This window comes from Streptococcus mitis bv. 2 str. SK95 (assembly GCF_000222705.1).
Classification (GTDB): domain Bacteria; phylum Bacillota; class Bacilli; order Lactobacillales; family Streptococcaceae; genus Streptococcus; species Streptococcus mitis_AY.
Genome location: NZ_AFUB01000004.1, coordinates 1 through 16,123 on the forward strand (window position 1 = coordinate 1; position 16,123 = coordinate 16,123).

Consider the following 16,123-nt stretch of genomic DNA (forward strand, 5'->3'; position numbering starts at 1 on the left):
TTCCACTCCTTTTCACAGATTGAAGACAAAGTCCTTATAAAAGTGTCTTCTAAAGATTTTAACTTCAATCTGAAGCGAGGTTATCCTCGCTTTTTCTATTTATCAAACAATTCCTTATTTTCAATTAAGAGTTCTAGTGGAGATTTATCCCTTGCTACAATAAAACCAGGTTCATATTGGTTATGAAGTGTTCTTTTCTGAGAAGTTGGATCAATATACAACTCATCTCCATCTTCTGTGTATAGTTGGTTGCCTCTTGTTAAGTAAAGTAAATCCTCTAAGTACTGTCCATCAGTATGTAGGAAATGCTCGATGTATTTGACAGCTTTTAAGATTTCACTTACTTTATCAGAGTATTCATTAGATTCAAGAACACTCTTTTCTAACTCAATCTCTTTACTCGTTCCAAATAGTTGGGTTGGAGTTGCATTAAAATATTCTGCTATCTTATCCAAATTTGCAAAGGTAGGATAGCTTTTTTGTTTTTCGTAGAGGAGCAAAAGAATTTTTTTACACACAAAATATATCTTGAGCATCTGTTGATGGGACATAAGTAGGGAGGACACAAAAAAAGCCCTGATTCCAAGGGTTTTCCTGTTGTATTTAGATGCCCCCTGCAGGGCTCGAACCTGCGACCCATAGATTAAGAGTCTACTGCTCTACCAACTGAGCTAAGGAGGCAAAGAAAAAGCTGTATTGGTGCCGAAACTTCACGGTTTGTATTGAACCCGCGCAATTAAGCAGGTGGGCAACTCGCTCTAACTGAAGCTGTTTCCGTGTGAGACGGCCTACATGCTGTTAGAAGACTTTTGTTTCCCTAATAATACAAAAATAGTCGGTCAACACTTAAGTGTGAAGTCGTACACCACAGCGTTTCTATGTTTATATGATACCACTTTTTCAAAAAAAATCAAGAGGAAAATTTATTTTTTTGAAAAGGATTTCACAAGTCCCGTAATTTATCAATGGTTTCCTTGCGTTGCGCCAAGGCTCGTTCGTATTTGCCGGTATCTTCTGGAGTAAAATAGTGGTGATTTTGGATTTTTTCTGGCAGATAGTCCTGCTTGACCCAATTTCCAGGATAGTTGTGGGGATAGAGATAGTTTTGGGCGTTCCCAAGTTCCTTGCTACCGCTATAATGTCCATCACGTAGGTGTCGTGGAATAGGTAAATGTCCTGATGTTTTGAGATCAGCAAGGGCCTTGTCCATAGCCACATAGGCTGAGTTGGACTTGGGTGAAAGAGCAAGATCAATGACGACATTAGCAATGAGAATGCGGGCTTCTGGGAAGCCAATCTTTTGAGCAGCATCTAGAGCAGTTACGGTATGGATCTGAGCTTCAGGATTGGCCAAGCCGATATCTTCATAAGCGATAACGGTCAAGCGACGAGCGAGACTAGGAAGATCCCCAGCCTCAATCAAGCGGGCAGCATAGTGGAGACTGGCATCGACATCCGAGCCACGAATGGACTTTTGTAGGGCTGAGAGAACATCATAATGTCCATCTCCATCCTTGTCCATAGTAATATAGCTCCGCTGGAGGCTATTTTCCATGATGTTGAGGGTGATATGACGAGTTCCCTTTTCGTTTTCTGGAGTAGAGAGGACGGCTAAATCTAGTGAATTAAAGGCAGAACGCAGGTCTCCATTTGTAGAGGTCGCGATGAAATCCAGTGCATCCTCATCTAGCTCAACTGGGAAATCAAAGCCACGTTCAGGGTCAGTTAGAGCGATTTGAATCGCCTCTTTAACATCTTGATTGGCCAAGGGTTCTAACTCAAAAATCTGAACACGACTACGAATGGCTGGAGTGACAGAAAAGAAAGGATTTTCAGTCGTAGCCCCAATCATGATGACCAGACCACTTTCCAAGAGGGGAAGTAGAAAATCTTGCTTGGTTTTATCTAGTCGGTGAATCTCGTCCAGTAGCAGAACTAGTCCACCTGAGAATTTAGCCTCTTCAGCAATTTCTTGCAGTCGCTTCTTACTATCGACTGTCGCATTAAAGGTCCGAAAGGCATACTTGGTGGTCCCAGCGATGGCAGAGGCGATACTGGTCTTTCCGATTCCTGGAGGTCCGTAGAGAATCATGGAGGACAGACGATTGGCTTCCACCATGCGACGGATAATTTTTCCAGGTCCGATTAGATGCTCCTGACCGATGACCTGGTCGATGGTTTTGGGGCGCATGCGAAGCGCGAGATTGTCTGGCATAGCAGTCCTTTCTAACATGGATTTTCTGATGTATATGTGGTAAGATGGTAGTATCTATTTTAGCATATTTCCGAGCAATCGGGGCGATTAAAGAGTCGCATAGAAAGAGGACAAAATGGCAACATACGGATTTTTAGATGTTTTAGAGGAAGAATTGGAGAAGAACTTTCCCTTTGACTTTGAGATTAGTTGGGACAAGCGCAACCATGCGGTAGAAGTGAGTTTTCTTTTGGAAGCACAAAACGCTGCAGGTGTGGAGATGGTGGACGAGGACGGAGAGGTATCATCAGACGATATCCTCTTTGAAGAAGCAGTCCTTTTCTACAATCCTGCCAAGTCAACAGTCAATGAGGAAGACTATTTGACAGTTATCCCTTACCTACCTAAAAAAGGTTTTTCTCGTGAGTTTCTAGCTTATTTTGCGCTATTCCTCAAAGACACTGCAGAGGTTGGGCTGGATGCGCTCATGGACTTTTTGGAAGACCCAGAAGCAGAGGAATTCGTCATGGAATGGAACCAAGAAGTCTTTGAAGAAGGGAAAGCAGGCTTGGAAGAGGGAGAGTTTTATCCTTATCCGAGATATTAGGAACTAGCGAGGAAGTATATGAAGAAAATAGTCTTGTCTTGTATTTCTGGTCTGTCCTTTGTTTTTTTGATGCTGGGATTTGTTTTTGGTACGATTGCCTTTAAAGAGTTAGATTTCTCGTTAGTCTTTGTTCCAAGCTACCTATTTACTTTTTTCAGCATTTATCTGATATTTATCCTTCATGAGCTAGGTCATGCATTTTGCGGTTACCTGACAGGCTATCGCCTGGTGGCTTTTGGATTAGGAAACTTTCTTTTGACCAAAAAGTCAGGAAAGTTTCATCTGAGTCGAACATCCGTTCTGAAAAATGTTGGTGCTCAGTATATTGGATTGAAAGAAGATGAAAGCGACCAAAGAATCATCCTGATGCTTGCAGGAGGCTTGATGGTTCATCTTGGCTTGATTTTATTGGCGCTATTGTATGGAATTTTGACAGCTAACTGGTATTTTGCGGCTACTTGGGTTTGTCTAAATCTATCTTTTCTTCTCATCAATGCAAAGCCAGTTGGGATTACCGATGGAGCGAAAATCTGGGAATTGCTACAACAGCCTGAAAATAGGAAATACGCTTATTCGGTGTTGAGGCATTCTGCCCAGACCTTGCTAGCTCCTCAAGAATATGATTTGAAAGACTTTATCGTGCCTGTTGCTGAGGATGTGAGAGGGAGTTTTGCAGAAAGTGTTCAGACCCTTCAGGGCTTGGTATTCATATTGGATGATAATATAGAACTTGCTAAGCGACAGTTTCAGTCTTTGCTAGAGAAAACAGATAATCCAATGTCTAAAACGATTTCTCAATTATACCTTCTTCAAATTGCCTTGCTAGAAGGAGATTATGAGAAAGCAGAGGAATATGCAAGCAATCGAGGAGTCAAGTCCTTCTTATCTCTAAAAATGGCAGATACGCAGATAATGCAAGCCTGGTATCAATTTCTGGTAAAGAAAGATATGGATCAGACTGACAAGGCTATAAAAATTGCTAGAAAAAACATGGTGACTAGCCGTTTGGTGCGGGATGAGAAACGTTATTATGAAAACTGGTTAGCAGAGTTGGAGAAAGAATTATCCGAAGGAGTCTGATATGGAAATAGAAATTTCAGATTTTACAGGCTGCAAAATTGCCCTCTTTTGTGAGGATAGGATTTTAACTATCTTGCGTGATGACAAATCAAACATTCCATACCCTAATACATGGGAATTGCCAGGTGGCGGACGAGAGGGTGATGAAAGTCCTTTTGAGTGCGCGGCGCGCGAAGTTTACGAAGAATTAGGAATTCATCTGACTAAGGATTGCCTGCTTTGGAGTAAGGTGTACCCAAGTATGCTTTTTGATGGGAAGGAATCCGTCTTTCTGGTTGGTAAGTTGACGCAGGAACAGTTTGATAGTATCGTCTTTGGTGATGAAGGACAGGGCTACAAACTGATGGGCATTGACGAGTTTCTTGGCTCAGATAAGGTTGTACCCCAGTTGCAGGATAGAGTGAGGGATTATTTGGAGGAAATGAAGTGGTTTATATAATTGGAACAACGACGTTAAATAAGGAAGTTAAACGCAAACTAAAAACTGGACAATATTCTAGAGAAGAAGCTACATTCATCTATTTGGAATATTTAAAGTTAAAAAACAAAGGGAAGGTGGCACTAAAGTAGCAGGGATTTCTATGGCCCTTATCTGGGGGTTGCTGTATGTTCTGTCTTTACAAGGTGAGAATAATCAAACACTCTCATTTTCAGAATATTTTTTGTTTTTGATACTGTTTGAAGGAATTGTTCTAATTGTTTATTATCTTACGTTTGGTATTTTTAAACAGCAGATTCATAGCGCAATGAAAGAACATTATACAGATGTGATTGAGGAATTTAAGAAAAATAAGGAAGATTCAAAATGGAAACATGGCAAGAGTTAAAAGTTACAGTGAAGCGTGAGGGAGAGCATAGAAGTACTAGTTGAGAGAGTGTGTATTTGGGGGTAGTAGTATGATTCAGATTGTCCGAGCAGGAGCAGAGGATTTAGAAACCGTAATTGCAATTCAAAGGGCTAGCTTTAAGGCTGTCTATGAGAAATATCAAGATGAGTATGATCCCTATCTAGAGGATCGTGAACGAATCAAGTGGAAATTGGTTGAGCGTCCCAATAGCTATTACTACTTTGTGAAAGAAAAGGACGAAAATATCGGATTTTTACGAGTTCAGACCAATGAGGAATTGACGGAGGCTTGGTTGGGAACGGCAGCGATTTTGCCCCAGTATCAAGGAAAAGGTTATGGTTCTGAGGGATTGAGATTACTGGAAAAGGAATTTTCAACGATTAAACAGTGGGATTTGTGTACGGTATTACAGGATGCGGGGATGGTTGCCTTTTATGAGAAAAATGGCTACCGTCAAACTCATATCGAGCCTGAAAAAGAAGGTATGGATATGGTTTACATGAATAAAATGATTGACAAATAGAAAGGATGGTTCGGTTACATTTCTAAACTGAACCCGCCCTAAACACTGTGCCAAAAAGATAAACTTCTCTTAGACACAAGCGTCTTCAGAGAGTTTCCTATTTTGACTTTGTGTTTTACGGGCTTGGTATCTTAATGATGGAAACATGGCAAGAGTTAAAAGTTACAGTGAAGCGTGAGGGGGAGGAGCTGGTCTCCAATCTCTTGATTGAGTTAGGTGCCCAAGGTGTTGCGATTGAAGACAGCATGGACTATGTGGGGAATGTCGACCGTTTTGGTGAGATCTTCCCAGAGGTTGAGCAACAAGAAGAAATCGTAGTGACCGCCTACTATCCTGATACGGTTGATGTAGCAGTGGTTGAGGCAGATTTGCAGGCTCGCCTGGCTGAATTGACCGATTTTATGGATCTAGGAGAGGTCAAGATGGGGACGACTGCCTTGGCTGAGGAAGACTGGGCAGACAATTGGAAGAAATATTATGAACCAGCTCGCATTACTCATGACTTGACCATTGTGCCGTCCTGGACGGACTACGAGGCGACTGCTGGAGAAAAGATTATCAAGTTGGATCCTGGTATGGCCTTTGGGACTGGGACGCATCCAACCACTAAGATGAGTCTCTTCGCCTTGGAGCAGGTTCTTCGTGGTGGCGAAACGGTGCTAGATGTGGGGACTGGTTCAGGTGTCCTTTCTATTGCCAGCTCGCTACTTGGTGCTAAGGAAATTTTCGCCTACGACCTGGATGATGTGGCGGTTCGTGTTGCTCAGGAAAATATTGAGCTCAACCCTGGCATGGAAAATATCCATGTAGCGGCAGGAGATTTGCTTAAGGGTGTTGAGATTGAGGCAGATGTGATTGTGGCTAATATCTTGGCGGATATTCTCATTCATCTGACAGAGGATGCTTATCGTTTGGTCAAGGATGAAGGCTATCTGATCATGAGTGGCATTATCAAGGACAAGTGGGATATGGTGCGCGAGTCAGCTGAGTCAGCTGGATTTTTCCTTGAAACCCATATGATTCAAGGGGAATGGAATGCCTGTGTCTTTAAGAAGACTAAGGATATTTCAGGTGTGATTGGAGGCTAGCATGCAGCAGTATTTTGTCAAAGGCAGTGCTACATCACCTATCACCATTGAGGACAAGGAAACCAGCAAGCATATGTTTCAGGTTATGCGCTTGAAAGAAGATGATGAGGTGACCTTGGTCTTTGATGATGGCATCAAGCGTTTGGCGCGCGTGTTGGATGTGGAGAATCGTCAGTTTGAGTTGGTAGAAGAATTAGTTGACAATGTGGAACTGCCAATCCAAGTGACCATCGCATCTGGATTTCCCAAGGGAGACAAGCTGGAGTTTATTACTCAGAAAGTAACAGAACTAGGAGCTAGTCAAATCTGGGCCTTCCCTGCCGATTGGTCAGTCGCCAAGTGGGACGGCAAGAAACTAGGCAAAAAGGTTGAAAAACTAGAAAAAATCGCCCTTGGAGCGGCAGAACAAAGCAAGCGTAATATCGTTCCAACTATTCAGCTTTTCGAGAAAAAAGCAGATTTTCTAGCTCAGTTTGACCAGTTTGACTCTATCGTAGTAGCCTATGAAGAGTCAGCAAAAGAAGGAGAAGTCGCTGCGCTCCTGCAATCAGTCGCTGGTCTTGAAAAAGGAGCCAAACTGCTCTTTATCTTTGGTCCAGAAGGCGGTATCTCACCAGCAGAAATCGAAAGTTTTGAAGCTAAAGGAGCCGTCTTGGCAGGACTTGGCCCTCGCATCTTGCGAGCGGAAACAGCCCCACTTTACGCCTTATCAGCCCTTAGTGTTTTAGTAGAATTAGAGAAATAAGAGGAAGAAAATGGAACAAAAACACCGTTCAGAATTTCCAGAGAAGGAACTTTGGGATTTAACCGCCCTTTACCAAGACCGTGAGGATTTCTTGCGAGCAATCGAGAAAACGCGCGAAGATATCAACCAATTTAGCCGTGACTACAAGGGCAATCTTCACACTTTCGAAGATTTCGAGAAGGCCTTTGCGGAATTGGAGCAAATCTATATCCAGATGAGCCATATTGGCAATTATGCCTTTATGCCTCAGACGACAGACTATAGCAATGAAGATTTTGCTAATATTGCCCAAGCTGGGATGGAATTTGAAACAGACGCCAGCGTAGCCTTGACTTTTTTTGACGACGCTTTGGTAGCAGCAGACGAGGAAGTCTTGGACCGTTTGGGTGAACTGCCCCACTTGACGGCAGCCATTCGTCAGGCTAAAATCAAAAAAGCCCACTATCTTGGGGCTGATGTGGAGAAGGCCTTGACCAATCTGGGTGAAGTTTTCTATAGTCCGCAGGATATTTATACTAAGATGCGAGCTGGGGACTTTGAAATGGCTGACTTTGAAGCCCATGGCAAGACCTACAAAAATAGCTTTGTTACCTATGAAAATTTCTACCAAAACCACGAGGACGCTGAGGTTCGTGAGAAATCCTTCCGTTCCTTCTCAGAAGGCCTTCGCAAGCATCAGAATACAGCTGCAGCAGCCTATCTTGCTCAGGTCAAGTCTGAAAAACTATTGGCAGATATGAAGGGTTATGACTCAGTATTCGACTATCTTCTGGCTGAGCAAGAAGTTGACTGTGCCATGTTTGACCGCCAGATTGACCTCATCATGAAGGATTTTGCACCAGTTGCCCAGAGATACCTCAAGCATGTTGCCAAGGTGAATGGTCTTGAAAAGATGACCTTTGCAGACTGGAAATTGGACTTGGATAGCGCTCTTAATCCTGAAGTGACTATTGATGACGCCTATGATTTGGTCATGAAGTCAGTAGAACCTTTGGGACAAGAATATTGTCAGGAAGTTGCGCGCTATCAAGAAGAACGCTGGGTGGACTTCGCTGCTAATAGTGGCAAGGATTCTGGTGGTTATGCGGCGGATCCATATCGCGTGCACCCTTATGTCCTCATGAGCTGGACTGGTCGTTTGAGCGATGTTTATACCTTGATTCATGAAATCGGGCATTCTGGTCAATTCATCTTTTCAGATAATCACCAAAGTTACTTCAATGCCCACATGTCTACTTACTATGTCGAAGCGCCATCAACCTTCAATGAATTGCTTCTCAGTGACTACTTGGAGCACCAGTCTGATGATCCACGTCAAAAACGCTTCGCTCTTGCTCATCGCTTGACAGACACCTACTTCCATAATTTCATCACCCACCTCTTGGAGGCAGCCTTCCAGCGTAAGGTTTATACACTGATTGAAGAAGGGGAGACCTTTGGAGCAAGCAAGCTCAACAGCATTATGAAGGAAGTCTTGACAGATTTCTGGGGAGATGCTATTGAAATTGACGACGATGCGGCACTCACTTGGATGCGCCAAACTCACTACTACATGGGCTTGTATAGTTACACTTACTCTGCTGGACTAGTTATCTCGACTGCGGGTTACCTCCATCTGAAATATTCGGAAACTGGAGCTGAAGACTGGCTCAACCTCCTCAAATCAGGTGGTAGTAAGACACCGCTTGAGTCAGCCATGATTATCGGAGCGGATATCTCAACAGACAAACCACTCCGTGATACGATTCAGTTTCTGTCTGAAACAGTTGACCAGATTATCGCTTACAGTGCCCAGTTGGGAGAGTAAGGGTATCCAGTGTCGGATTTAAGACGGTTTATCGATAAGATGAATACACAAAAATCACCTGTTTGAGGTGATTTTTTTATGCTTTAAAGATTTATTCAAATTTTCCTTTATTGGCCTCGTTTGAAGCCTTCATGCTAATTTGTAAAAGGTTGGCGAGATTTTCATTGTCAAGGCTAGCTTCACCATTATTATCCACTTTTATGGCAAGGTAATGGGTGTTACGATCAAGATAATCCATGCCCTCTAGGTCTACGTAGTTGTCAGCTTTAAAATCAAGCGCCGCTAATTGATAAACAAATCGAATATTTAGAGCCTTAGCATAGTCGGACTGACCAACCTTTTGTTGCTCTTCCACCAGTCCTTGAAAGAAGTCTTGGAAGTTATCATGATAAGTAGCCTTGACTTCGTATTGGTAGGTATCAACAGATGGGGACATAAATTTCAAATAAACCATGTCGCCCTCCACCTTATAGTCCTCAAGAGTATAGGCACCTGCTTTTCCTAATGCATTGGTGTTGACCTTGAAAAACATAGGAGCATAAATTTTGAGAGGATATTTTTCTCCTTTATATTCAAAGACGGTATCATTTGAAAAATTCGGACGGATTTTAGTTAACTCAGGGACTAAATATTCGTTCCAAATCTTATCAAATAACTCTTCTTGATTGCTAGCACCCGCTGATTTCACAACTAGGTCAAGATTTTCTTGATTGACAAAGACAGCATCCACTAATTTGAGGGCTGTTTGAACCTTAGGATCCGAAATTTCTTTTTCTTTTTTTCAAGATTCTCAGCCGCCTCTTTCGTGCGATCTAAAGTTTTATTAAATTGACTGCCACTGTTTGTTTCAACAAAGGTTCTCTCATAGTTGGTAGGTTCAACTTTGGCATTCCAGTCAAATGAAGCAGCAGGACCAGTTACATCTTTCTTGTGATAGGTAGAAGCCTGATTGTTTGAATTATTTGTAGAACTAGTAGATGGCTTTGATGAGCAAGCACCAAGGGCTAAGGCTAGTGTTGTCACACAAGCTAGGCAACAAAGTCTGAACGATTTTTTCATACATTTCTCCTTCAAGTAATGCTTGTTATTCATTGTCTATTATATCATGACCTTTAGAATTACAGTGTTTTAAAATGTATTAGACAGGATTTTAACATCATAGATGAAACAGTCATATCAGCCTTTTATGATATACTATAAGGGAAATATGATTAGTTGTTTTATTAATTATCATAAGTAAGGAGAAGGTTATGAAAAAACGCGCGTTTTTCGCAATATTACTTTTAGGAGGATTGATCATGATAGGATTGGCAGGATGTGGAGAAAATAAGAACAGTCGAGAATGGATTGAGAACAAAGTCTCTGAGGTTAGTCGTGTCTATCCAACCGAGAATCTGTTTGATTTGTTTAAGCAATTTCCGAAAGGGTTTAATATTACTCAAACATTTTATAAGGATTCGCTCAGAACAGTAGTTTCCTTAGATGGAGATGAAGAAAGTCAAACCATAAAAGGAAAGATAGAGACTATACAAATTTCTACTGATCCATATAAAGAAGAAGTGGAAGAGCATGTTGATGTAGAATATAAGGATGGTGAATTTATATTTTCTAACAATGAGGTAGCGGAAAAAATTTGGGGTTATAAAGGTTTTCTGTTCCAAAAATTAAGTTTGAATAGAGATGTTTTATCTAAGATGAAGCTTGAAAAGTTTCGATATTTTTCAAATCGCAATGTGTTTGAAATCTATTATATTAGTGATAACTCTACGATAAATAATTTCCTTAAGTCAAATGGAGAACACATGTTATCAATAAGTGGAGCGGAATCTTATAATAATACAAAAGGTTATCGATTGAATGTTAATATTGCTTTTAAGGATACCCCAAATGATGGAATGAGTGAGATAGTTTCAAGTTGGATAGATGATAGAAATAGTGTTTCTAATTAATTTGATAACATTTTAAATATCCTGATTGAACTGATCATAAATAAGGAGAGTATTATGAAAAAACGTATGTTTTTCGCAATGTTAGTTTTAGTAGGGTTGATAATGATAGGAATAACAGGATGTGGAGAAAATAAGAACAGTCGAGAATGGATTGAGAACAAAGTATCTGAGGTTAGTCGTGTCTATCCAACCGAGAATCTGTTTGATTTGTTTAAGCAATTTCCAGAAGGGTTTGAGATTGAGCAGGTTTATTTTAAAAAGAAAAGTGATGGAATTGACGATTTTATCACAGAAATTAAGCTGAAAGGTGATGCAACATTGCATACAATAACAGGTACTCTTGCTAAAAACCCAGCGAAGGATGATGCACCAGAAAGCGAAGAAGAGGTAGTAAGTGTTCAATATGTAGACAATAAATTTATTTTTTCTGATGAAGAAACTGCTAAAAAAATATGGAAGTTTGACAGATTTTTATTTCAAAAGTTGACTTTAAATAAAACAGAATTGTCTAAGTTAAGATTAAAAGAGAAATCGTATAATAGCGTGACAAATGGTTTTAGTATTTTATATTTTACAGAAAATGAAGTAGTTAATAATTATTTTCATAAAAATGATTCTGAAACATCCGTACTGGAGATTGGAAGTTCTCTACAAAATGAGGGTTATTACTACTACTCAATTTTACTAGATTACAATGATGGCTATTATTTTAGAGAAACGGTATCAAATGTGGAGGTATTTAACGGCCAATAGTGGAATTCCAACTTTAGACGTGGCGAATATGACTTACGAATTTGAATAAGATGCAAGGCAATATTGCTTTTATGATATCCTACAAGAGAATGATGGTGGCTATCTTATTGAATATTATAAAAAAGGAGAAGGTTATGAAAAAACGCGCGTTTTTCGCAATATTACTTTTAGGAGGATTGATCATGATAGGATTGGCGGGATGTGGAGAAAATAAGAGCAGTCGAGAATGGATTGAGAACAAAGTCTCTGAGGTTAGTCGTGTCTATCCAACCGAGAATCTGTTTGATTTGTTTAAGCAATTTCCGGAAGGCTTTAAAGTAGAGCAAGTGTATATCAAACGTGGGACTTTTCTTATCGAAATGTCTTTACAGGGGGATAGTAGCAATCATACAATTTCTGGAGTGCTAACCAAGACACGGGCTTCTGATGATATTACTGAAAAGCCAGAAGAAACAATAAGGGTGGATTATATAGGTGGGAAATTTATCTTTTCCGATGAGGGGAAAGCGAAAGAATTATGGCCTTTTGATGGATTCTTATTTCAAAAGTTAACGATTAATCAGTCTTTTCTATCTTCTTTATCTATGAAATCCAAAAGTTATAATGGCAATAATGGTGCATTTGATATTGATTATTTGGTTCGGAATCAAACTATCAATCAGTATTTTAAAAAACATGAAAACGAACAGGCAATATTAGGTTTTGGAAGTTCATACCGAAACGACGATTATTTCTATTATTCAGTAACTGTCAACTACGACAATGTTTATTCATTTAGAGAAACCGTGTCAAATTAAAAGGAGATTCAATGGTGGATAAAAAAATTGTTAATAGTGGAATTCTAACTTTAGATGCGTCGAAACTAACTTATGAATTTGAATAAGAAGCAAGGAAATATTGCTTTTATGGTATATTATAAGGGAGCTATGGTCAGCTGTTTTATTGAATATTATAAGTAAGGAGAAGGTTATGAAAAAACGCATGTTTTTCGCAATGTTAGTTTTAGTAGGATTAATAATGATAGGAATAACAGGATGTGGAGAAAATAAGAACAGTCGAGAATGGATTGAGAACAAAGTATCTGAAGTTAGTCGTGTCTATCCAACAGAGAATCTCTTTGGCTTGTTTAAGCAATTTCCAGAAGGGTTTGAGGTCTATCAAGTTTACAAGAATGATAAAGTTAGCATAAAAATATATTTAACCGGAAATAGTCAGTTTAAGACGATAACTGGTAAATTAATTCGAAAAGATTTGAAGTTAGAAAAAAAGACAGATATTATAGATGTTCATTACATAGAACAGCAATTTATTTTTTCAGATGAAGAAAGAGCAAAGGAAATTTGGGATTTTAAAGGTTTTCTGTTTCAAGAATTAACGATTAATAAAAGAATTTTATCTGAGTTTAAATTAGAAAGTAAGAGTTATAACAGTGTAACTAATGGTTTTGACATATCTTATAGTGTGAATAATCCAATAATAAACAAATTTTTTAAAAAGGATGATCTTGAAAATGGCGTATTAGAATTTGGGAGCTCTTTGCAGAGTAATGATTATTATTACTATTCTGTAAATGTTGATTACAAAGACGGTTATTATTTTAGAGAAACAGTGTCAAATGGAGAATTGAATAATGGTGAGTAGTGAAATTCTAACTTTAGACGTGGCGAATATGACTTACGAATTTGAATAAGATAGTAAGGAATTGTTGCTTTTATGGTATACTATAAGGGAACTACGGTTAGCTATTTTGTTGAATATCATAATAAGGAGAAGGTTATGAAAAAATGTAGATTTCTCACAATGGTACTTTTAGGAGGATTGATCATGATAGGATTGGCAGGATGTGGAGAAAATAAGAACAGCCGAGAATGGATTGAGAACAAAGTCTCTGAGGTCAGTCGAGTCTATCCGACTGAGAATCTGTTTGACTTGTTTAAGCAATTTCCGGATGGGTTTGAGATTAGAAGTATTGATACTTACGATGAGACGAAGGACTATTCTCGTTATCAGAAGATTGAACTCGTAGGAAACGCAGAAACAAAAGAAATAACTGGCAATTTTAAAAGAATAGAAGCTCAAGGTAATCCTTATGAAGAAAAAGTGCTTTTAGAAAGCCGTATTGTGTACACTGAAAAAGGATTGGAATTTTTGAATCCAGAAGTTTCTAAAGATGATTTGTTTTATGATGGGTTTTTATTTCAAAAGTTAGAACTAAATAAAGCAGCTCTATCTCGATTTGAGCTCAAAAAAACGTACTATAATTGGGAGACTGGTGATGCTTCTATTACTTATAAAAATGTAAATAGTAAAATTATTCAGGACTACTTCCATATACAATCAAATGAGTCATTAGACCTTTATATTAGTGCAGATCATTCTGCAACTATTGGCTATGAATACGGTTATCCTGTGGTTTTTGATGGAGAAAATATATCTCATTCAGAACTTATAACAGGAAAAAGTAAGAGTATGGAGAAGATAGATGCCAAATAGTAATGTGCCGACCTTAGATGCTTCTAATCTAACTTATGAATTTGAGAATGTGCGAGTTAATCAGGGAGCTACTGACAATAATGTGCTTCAATATGTAGAAAAGTACTCTAAGAAAAAACTCCCTCCAAACCTCCAATATCTAGATGATTTTCATGATGATTCCACTGGCACAAGTGGTACAGCCTTCCTAGATAAGGATAGTGGAGAGGTGATTATTGCCTATACGGGAACGAATCCTAATGCGGATATAGCCAAGGATGTCACTACAGATGTCGGTAGTATAATCATGGCGCTCGGTTTTCATTATGATGAAGCTTTCGCATTTTATGAAAGGATTCGACAGAGATATGGGGATAATATTACTCTAACTGGACATTCTTTAGGAGGGAACATCGCTCAGAGGGTGGCCTTAGAGTATAACGCTCCCCGTACTGTGGTATATAACTCAGCCCCTCTCTATTTAGAAGGTCTTATCGAATCTAAAGATAAAATCATAGATTATCTCACTCCATGGGATTCGGAAAGGGAGAAGATAATCAATAAACAAAAGACATTCACAGGTCAAGTAGTACGAATCCGGACTCAAGATGACTTTCTTAACAATATCTCAAAGCCTTTTTTAGGTGTATACTTGGGAGAAGATTACCTGCTTAAAAATTCTGGTGGGCACAATATTGATCCAGATATTACGGGTGATAAAAATCAAATTAACCAAATCAAGGATATTTTGGAAAATCAGAGTCCAGAGAAGATGACTGAACTTGAAAAGAAGAACTATGAAACTCTCAAGAAATTACAGGGAGTCAAAAACGGACTTCTAAAGCAGTTGAATACTCAATTTTTATCAGATGGTAGTATAAATAGCCATGAGATGTTTTTCTTGGACAGCGTCCAAGCAACAGCTGTTGCGACGGCGATGACAGAGAGTGTCAGTAACGGACACAGCGAGATTGAGGCAGTTGCGAAAAAAGCAGTTGCGGATGCTGAAACACTCTACGATAAAAGTAAGGAAGTTCCTTGGTTCGTCACAGAGTTAACTTATGATGAGATAGAGGATGTCTATGCAGAAGCTGGGGTAACTTATGATAGTATTGTGGGTGAAACTCAGAGACATTTTGATAAAAAAGTAAGTAAATCAGCTGAGATTGTAAAAGCCTTTACGGATTTGGAAACGAATATTCAGAAGGGTGTTGAACAAGCAGTTGAAGGAGACGAAAGCTTGGCAAGGGATATTAATCAATGGACAAACTAGAAGAAATCCAAGTGAAAATAAAAAAGCAAGAAGAGGGACTTTGGTCCTTGGAGGATGACTATAGAACTGCTAAGAAGAAAATAGAAGAATCCTATGAAAGTTTAGATCATAATCGTTCTCAGTTGACAAGACTATATGAGGAGTTTGAGAACGTTGCTTATGATTTTGCTAGACAGAAATCTGGAGACGATGGGGAGCATCACCAATTTCTGATGTTATTAGAATCTTATTCAAGTGAGACGAGTAGTGAGTATCTTCGGCAGTATGCTAAAATAGAGGCAAAAGATGAAGAGTTGCAGACTCAGTACCGAAAAGAGCGTTCTCGCTTAGAAAAAGAGTTAGAAGAGAGTTATAGTCAAAGAAAAGACTTATATGAGTTAGAAAGGAGGCAGAAGAAATGCTAGTGGATTTAGTCATAGACGCTTTGATTGGACCTATGTCAGAATCAGCCAGGCGAGAAATCAAAAAAACATTAGAAAGAGCAGCTATCAAAACATTTTGTGCTCCTCCTATAAAATCAGGTAGAAAAGGTATTGTAGATAAGTACGATGAGGAGATAGGGGTTCTTGCTATGACAAATAAAACTGCTGTAACGACTTTAGCAGCTCAAATGGATAGCTCAATTAATGGGTTGGGACAAAAAGCCATTAGCGAGACTATTAGTAAAAATAGTACATCTTTTGAAGATTTAACTCCGAAAAAGAAAAAATAGTGCTTTAACTATGCCATGTTCCTTTCCAATTTTTCCAAATATTCCTCTTCAAAGTCATCTTCGGATGACTTT

The 16,123-nt window shown here is 39.2% G+C and carries 17 protein-coding genes, 1 tRNA gene and 2 pseudogenes; 16 read left to right on the forward strand and 4 right to left on the reverse strand.

Annotated elements, in window-relative coordinates:
* Positions 1-95: 95 nt before the first annotated feature.
* The 3 genes from HMPREF9965_RS0102080 to HMPREF9965_RS02995 form a co-directional block, all read right to left on the reverse strand.
* Positions 96-551 carry a hypothetical protein gene (locus HMPREF9965_RS0102080; RefSeq protein WP_004242932.1) on the reverse strand — a complete coding sequence of 152 codons (456 nt, stop codon included), beginning with the start codon at positions 549-551 and terminating at the stop codon, positions 96-98.
* A 57-nt stretch (positions 552-608) separates the two neighbouring features.
* Positions 609-681 (reverse strand) — tRNA-Lys (locus HMPREF9965_RS02990).
* Positions 682-943: 262 nt separating this feature from the next.
* Complete coding sequence (locus HMPREF9965_RS02995; RefSeq protein WP_001113183.1) at positions 944-2,215, reverse strand: replication-associated recombination protein A; 1,272 nt, start codon at positions 2,213-2,215, stop codon at positions 944-946.
* A gap of 115 nt (positions 2,216-2,330) precedes the next feature.
* Between HMPREF9965_RS02995 and HMPREF9965_RS03000 the strand changes: the two genes are divergently transcribed.
* From HMPREF9965_RS03000 to pepF, 8 genes and pseudogenes are all read left to right on the forward strand, one after another.
* Entirely contained in the window at positions 2,331-2,801 is a 471-nt protein-coding gene (locus HMPREF9965_RS03000) for a DUF3013 family protein (protein ID WP_000257121.1), read from the forward strand.
* Positions 2,802-2,819: 18 nt separating this feature from the next.
* Complete coding sequence (locus tag HMPREF9965_RS03005; RefSeq protein WP_000725057.1) at positions 2,820-3,881, forward strand: site-2 protease family protein; 1,062 nt, start codon at positions 2,820-2,822, stop codon at positions 3,879-3,881.
* 1 nt (position 3,882) lies between these two features.
* Entirely contained in the window at positions 3,883-4,320 is a 438-nt protein-coding gene (locus HMPREF9965_RS03010) for an NUDIX hydrolase (protein ID WP_000401984.1), read from the forward strand.
* Positions 4,308-4,708, forward strand: a pseudogene (locus HMPREF9965_RS03015) (hypothetical protein). Before HMPREF9965_RS03010 ends, HMPREF9965_RS03015 begins: the two are co-directional and overlap by 13 nt.
* A gap of 70 nt (positions 4,709-4,778) precedes the next feature.
* Positions 4,779-5,252 (forward strand): GNAT family N-acetyltransferase, encoded by a 474-nt coding sequence (locus HMPREF9965_RS03020; protein WP_000614823.1) that lies wholly within the window; start codon positions 4,779-4,781, stop codon positions 5,250-5,252.
* A gap of 137 nt (positions 5,253-5,389) precedes the next feature.
* Positions 5,390-6,340 carry a 50S ribosomal protein L11 methyltransferase gene (prmA, locus tag HMPREF9965_RS03025; RefSeq protein WP_000451144.1) on the forward strand — a complete coding sequence of 317 codons (951 nt, stop codon included), beginning with the start codon at positions 5,390-5,392 and terminating at the stop codon, positions 6,338-6,340.
* Position 6,341: 1 nt separating this feature from the next.
* Positions 6,342-7,085, forward strand: coding sequence for a 16S rRNA (uracil(1498)-N(3))-methyltransferase (locus tag HMPREF9965_RS03030; protein ID WP_001188215.1), 744 nt, complete (start codon positions 6,342-6,344; stop codon positions 7,083-7,085).
* 10 nt (positions 7,086-7,095) lie between these two features.
* Positions 7,096-8,892: an oligoendopeptidase F gene (gene pepF, locus HMPREF9965_RS03035; protein WP_000435596.1), complete on the forward strand. Its 1,797-nt coding sequence runs from the start codon at positions 7,096-7,098 to the stop codon at positions 8,890-8,892.
* Positions 8,893-8,983: 91 nt separating this feature from the next.
* Here the strand turns inward: pepF and HMPREF9965_RS03040 are convergent.
* Positions 8,984-9,951, reverse strand: a pseudogene (locus tag HMPREF9965_RS03040) (hypothetical protein).
* 191 nt (positions 9,952-10,142) lie between these two features.
* Here HMPREF9965_RS03040 and HMPREF9965_RS03045 point away from each other — a divergent pair.
* The 8 genes from HMPREF9965_RS03045 (at position 10,143) to HMPREF9965_RS03080 (ending at position 16,051) form a co-directional block, all read left to right on the forward strand.
* A complete protein-coding gene (locus tag HMPREF9965_RS03045; RefSeq protein WP_000745352.1) occupies positions 10,143-10,841 on the forward strand; it encodes a hypothetical protein in 699 nt (232 codons plus the stop codon).
* A 54-nt stretch (positions 10,842-10,895) separates the two neighbouring features.
* Positions 10,896-11,594: a hypothetical protein gene (locus tag HMPREF9965_RS03050; protein WP_000746967.1), complete on the forward strand. Its 699-nt coding sequence runs from the start codon at positions 10,896-10,898 to the stop codon at positions 11,592-11,594.
* A 134-nt stretch (positions 11,595-11,728) separates the two neighbouring features.
* A complete protein-coding gene (locus HMPREF9965_RS03055) occupies positions 11,729-12,391 on the forward strand; it encodes a hypothetical protein (RefSeq protein ID WP_025170810.1) in 663 nt (220 codons plus the stop codon).
* Between the two features lie 172 nt (positions 12,392-12,563).
* On the forward strand, positions 12,564-13,235 hold the full coding sequence (locus HMPREF9965_RS03060) for a hypothetical protein (protein WP_000746968.1): 672 nt from the start codon (positions 12,564-12,566) through the stop codon (positions 13,233-13,235).
* Between the two features lie 135 nt (positions 13,236-13,370).
* Positions 13,371-14,087, forward strand: a complete 717-nt coding sequence (locus HMPREF9965_RS03065; protein WP_042898773.1) for a hypothetical protein — start codon at positions 13,371-13,373, stop codon at positions 14,085-14,087.
* The gene (locus HMPREF9965_RS03070; RefSeq protein ID WP_001133846.1) at positions 14,077-15,339 is read left to right on the forward strand and encodes a DUF2974 domain-containing protein; all 1,263 of its coding nucleotides are present in this window, start codon (positions 14,077-14,079) and stop codon (positions 15,337-15,339) included. The genes HMPREF9965_RS03065 and HMPREF9965_RS03070 overlap by 11 nt, the downstream gene beginning before the upstream one ends.
* Complete coding sequence (locus HMPREF9965_RS03075) at positions 15,327-15,743, forward strand: hypothetical protein (protein ID WP_000359227.1); 417 nt, start codon at positions 15,327-15,329, stop codon at positions 15,741-15,743. Before HMPREF9965_RS03070 ends, HMPREF9965_RS03075 begins: the two co-directional genes overlap by 13 nt.
* Positions 15,737-16,051 (forward strand): hypothetical protein, encoded by a 315-nt coding sequence (locus HMPREF9965_RS03080; protein WP_000959513.1) that lies wholly within the window; start codon positions 15,737-15,739, stop codon positions 16,049-16,051. The genes HMPREF9965_RS03075 and HMPREF9965_RS03080 overlap by 7 nt, the downstream gene beginning before the upstream one ends.
* Positions 16,052-16,123: the final 72 nt, after the last annotated feature.

Coding starts and splice junctions, on each gene's coding strand:
- HMPREF9965_RS0102080 (WP_004242932.1), bottom strand. CDS start 551: ATGTCCCATCAACAGATGCTCAAGATATATTTTGTGTGTAAAAAAATT.
- HMPREF9965_RS02995 (WP_001113183.1), bottom strand. CDS start 2,215: ATGCCAGACAATCTCGCGCTTCGCATGCGCCCCAAAACCATCGACCAG.
- HMPREF9965_RS03000 (WP_000257121.1), top strand. CDS start 2,331: ATGGCAACATACGGATTTTTAGATGTTTTAGAGGAAGAATTGGAGAAG.
- HMPREF9965_RS03005 (WP_000725057.1), top strand. CDS start 2,820: ATGAAGAAAATAGTCTTGTCTTGTATTTCTGGTCTGTCCTTTGTTTTT.
- HMPREF9965_RS03010 (WP_000401984.1), top strand. CDS start 3,883: ATGGAAATAGAAATTTCAGATTTTACAGGCTGCAAAATTGCCCTCTTT.
- HMPREF9965_RS03020 (WP_000614823.1), top strand. CDS start 4,779: ATGATTCAGATTGTCCGAGCAGGAGCAGAGGATTTAGAAACCGTAATT.
- prmA (WP_000451144.1), top strand. CDS start 5,390: ATGGAAACATGGCAAGAGTTAAAAGTTACAGTGAAGCGTGAGGGGGAG.
- HMPREF9965_RS03030 (WP_001188215.1), top strand. CDS start 6,342: ATGCAGCAGTATTTTGTCAAAGGCAGTGCTACATCACCTATCACCATT.
- pepF (WP_000435596.1), top strand. CDS start 7,096: ATGGAACAAAAACACCGTTCAGAATTTCCAGAGAAGGAACTTTGGGAT.
- HMPREF9965_RS03045 (WP_000745352.1), top strand. CDS start 10,143: ATGAAAAAACGCGCGTTTTTCGCAATATTACTTTTAGGAGGATTGATC.
- HMPREF9965_RS03050 (WP_000746967.1), top strand. CDS start 10,896: ATGAAAAAACGTATGTTTTTCGCAATGTTAGTTTTAGTAGGGTTGATA.
- HMPREF9965_RS03055 (WP_025170810.1), top strand. CDS start 11,729: ATGAAAAAACGCGCGTTTTTCGCAATATTACTTTTAGGAGGATTGATC.
- HMPREF9965_RS03060 (WP_000746968.1), top strand. CDS start 12,564: ATGAAAAAACGCATGTTTTTCGCAATGTTAGTTTTAGTAGGATTAATA.
- HMPREF9965_RS03065 (WP_042898773.1), top strand. CDS start 13,371: ATGAAAAAATGTAGATTTCTCACAATGGTACTTTTAGGAGGATTGATC.
- HMPREF9965_RS03070 (WP_001133846.1), top strand. CDS start 14,077: ATGCCAAATAGTAATGTGCCGACCTTAGATGCTTCTAATCTAACTTAT.
- HMPREF9965_RS03075 (WP_000359227.1), top strand. CDS start 15,327: ATGGACAAACTAGAAGAAATCCAAGTGAAAATAAAAAAGCAAGAAGAG.
- HMPREF9965_RS03080 (WP_000959513.1), top strand. CDS start 15,737: ATGCTAGTGGATTTAGTCATAGACGCTTTGATTGGACCTATGTCAGAA.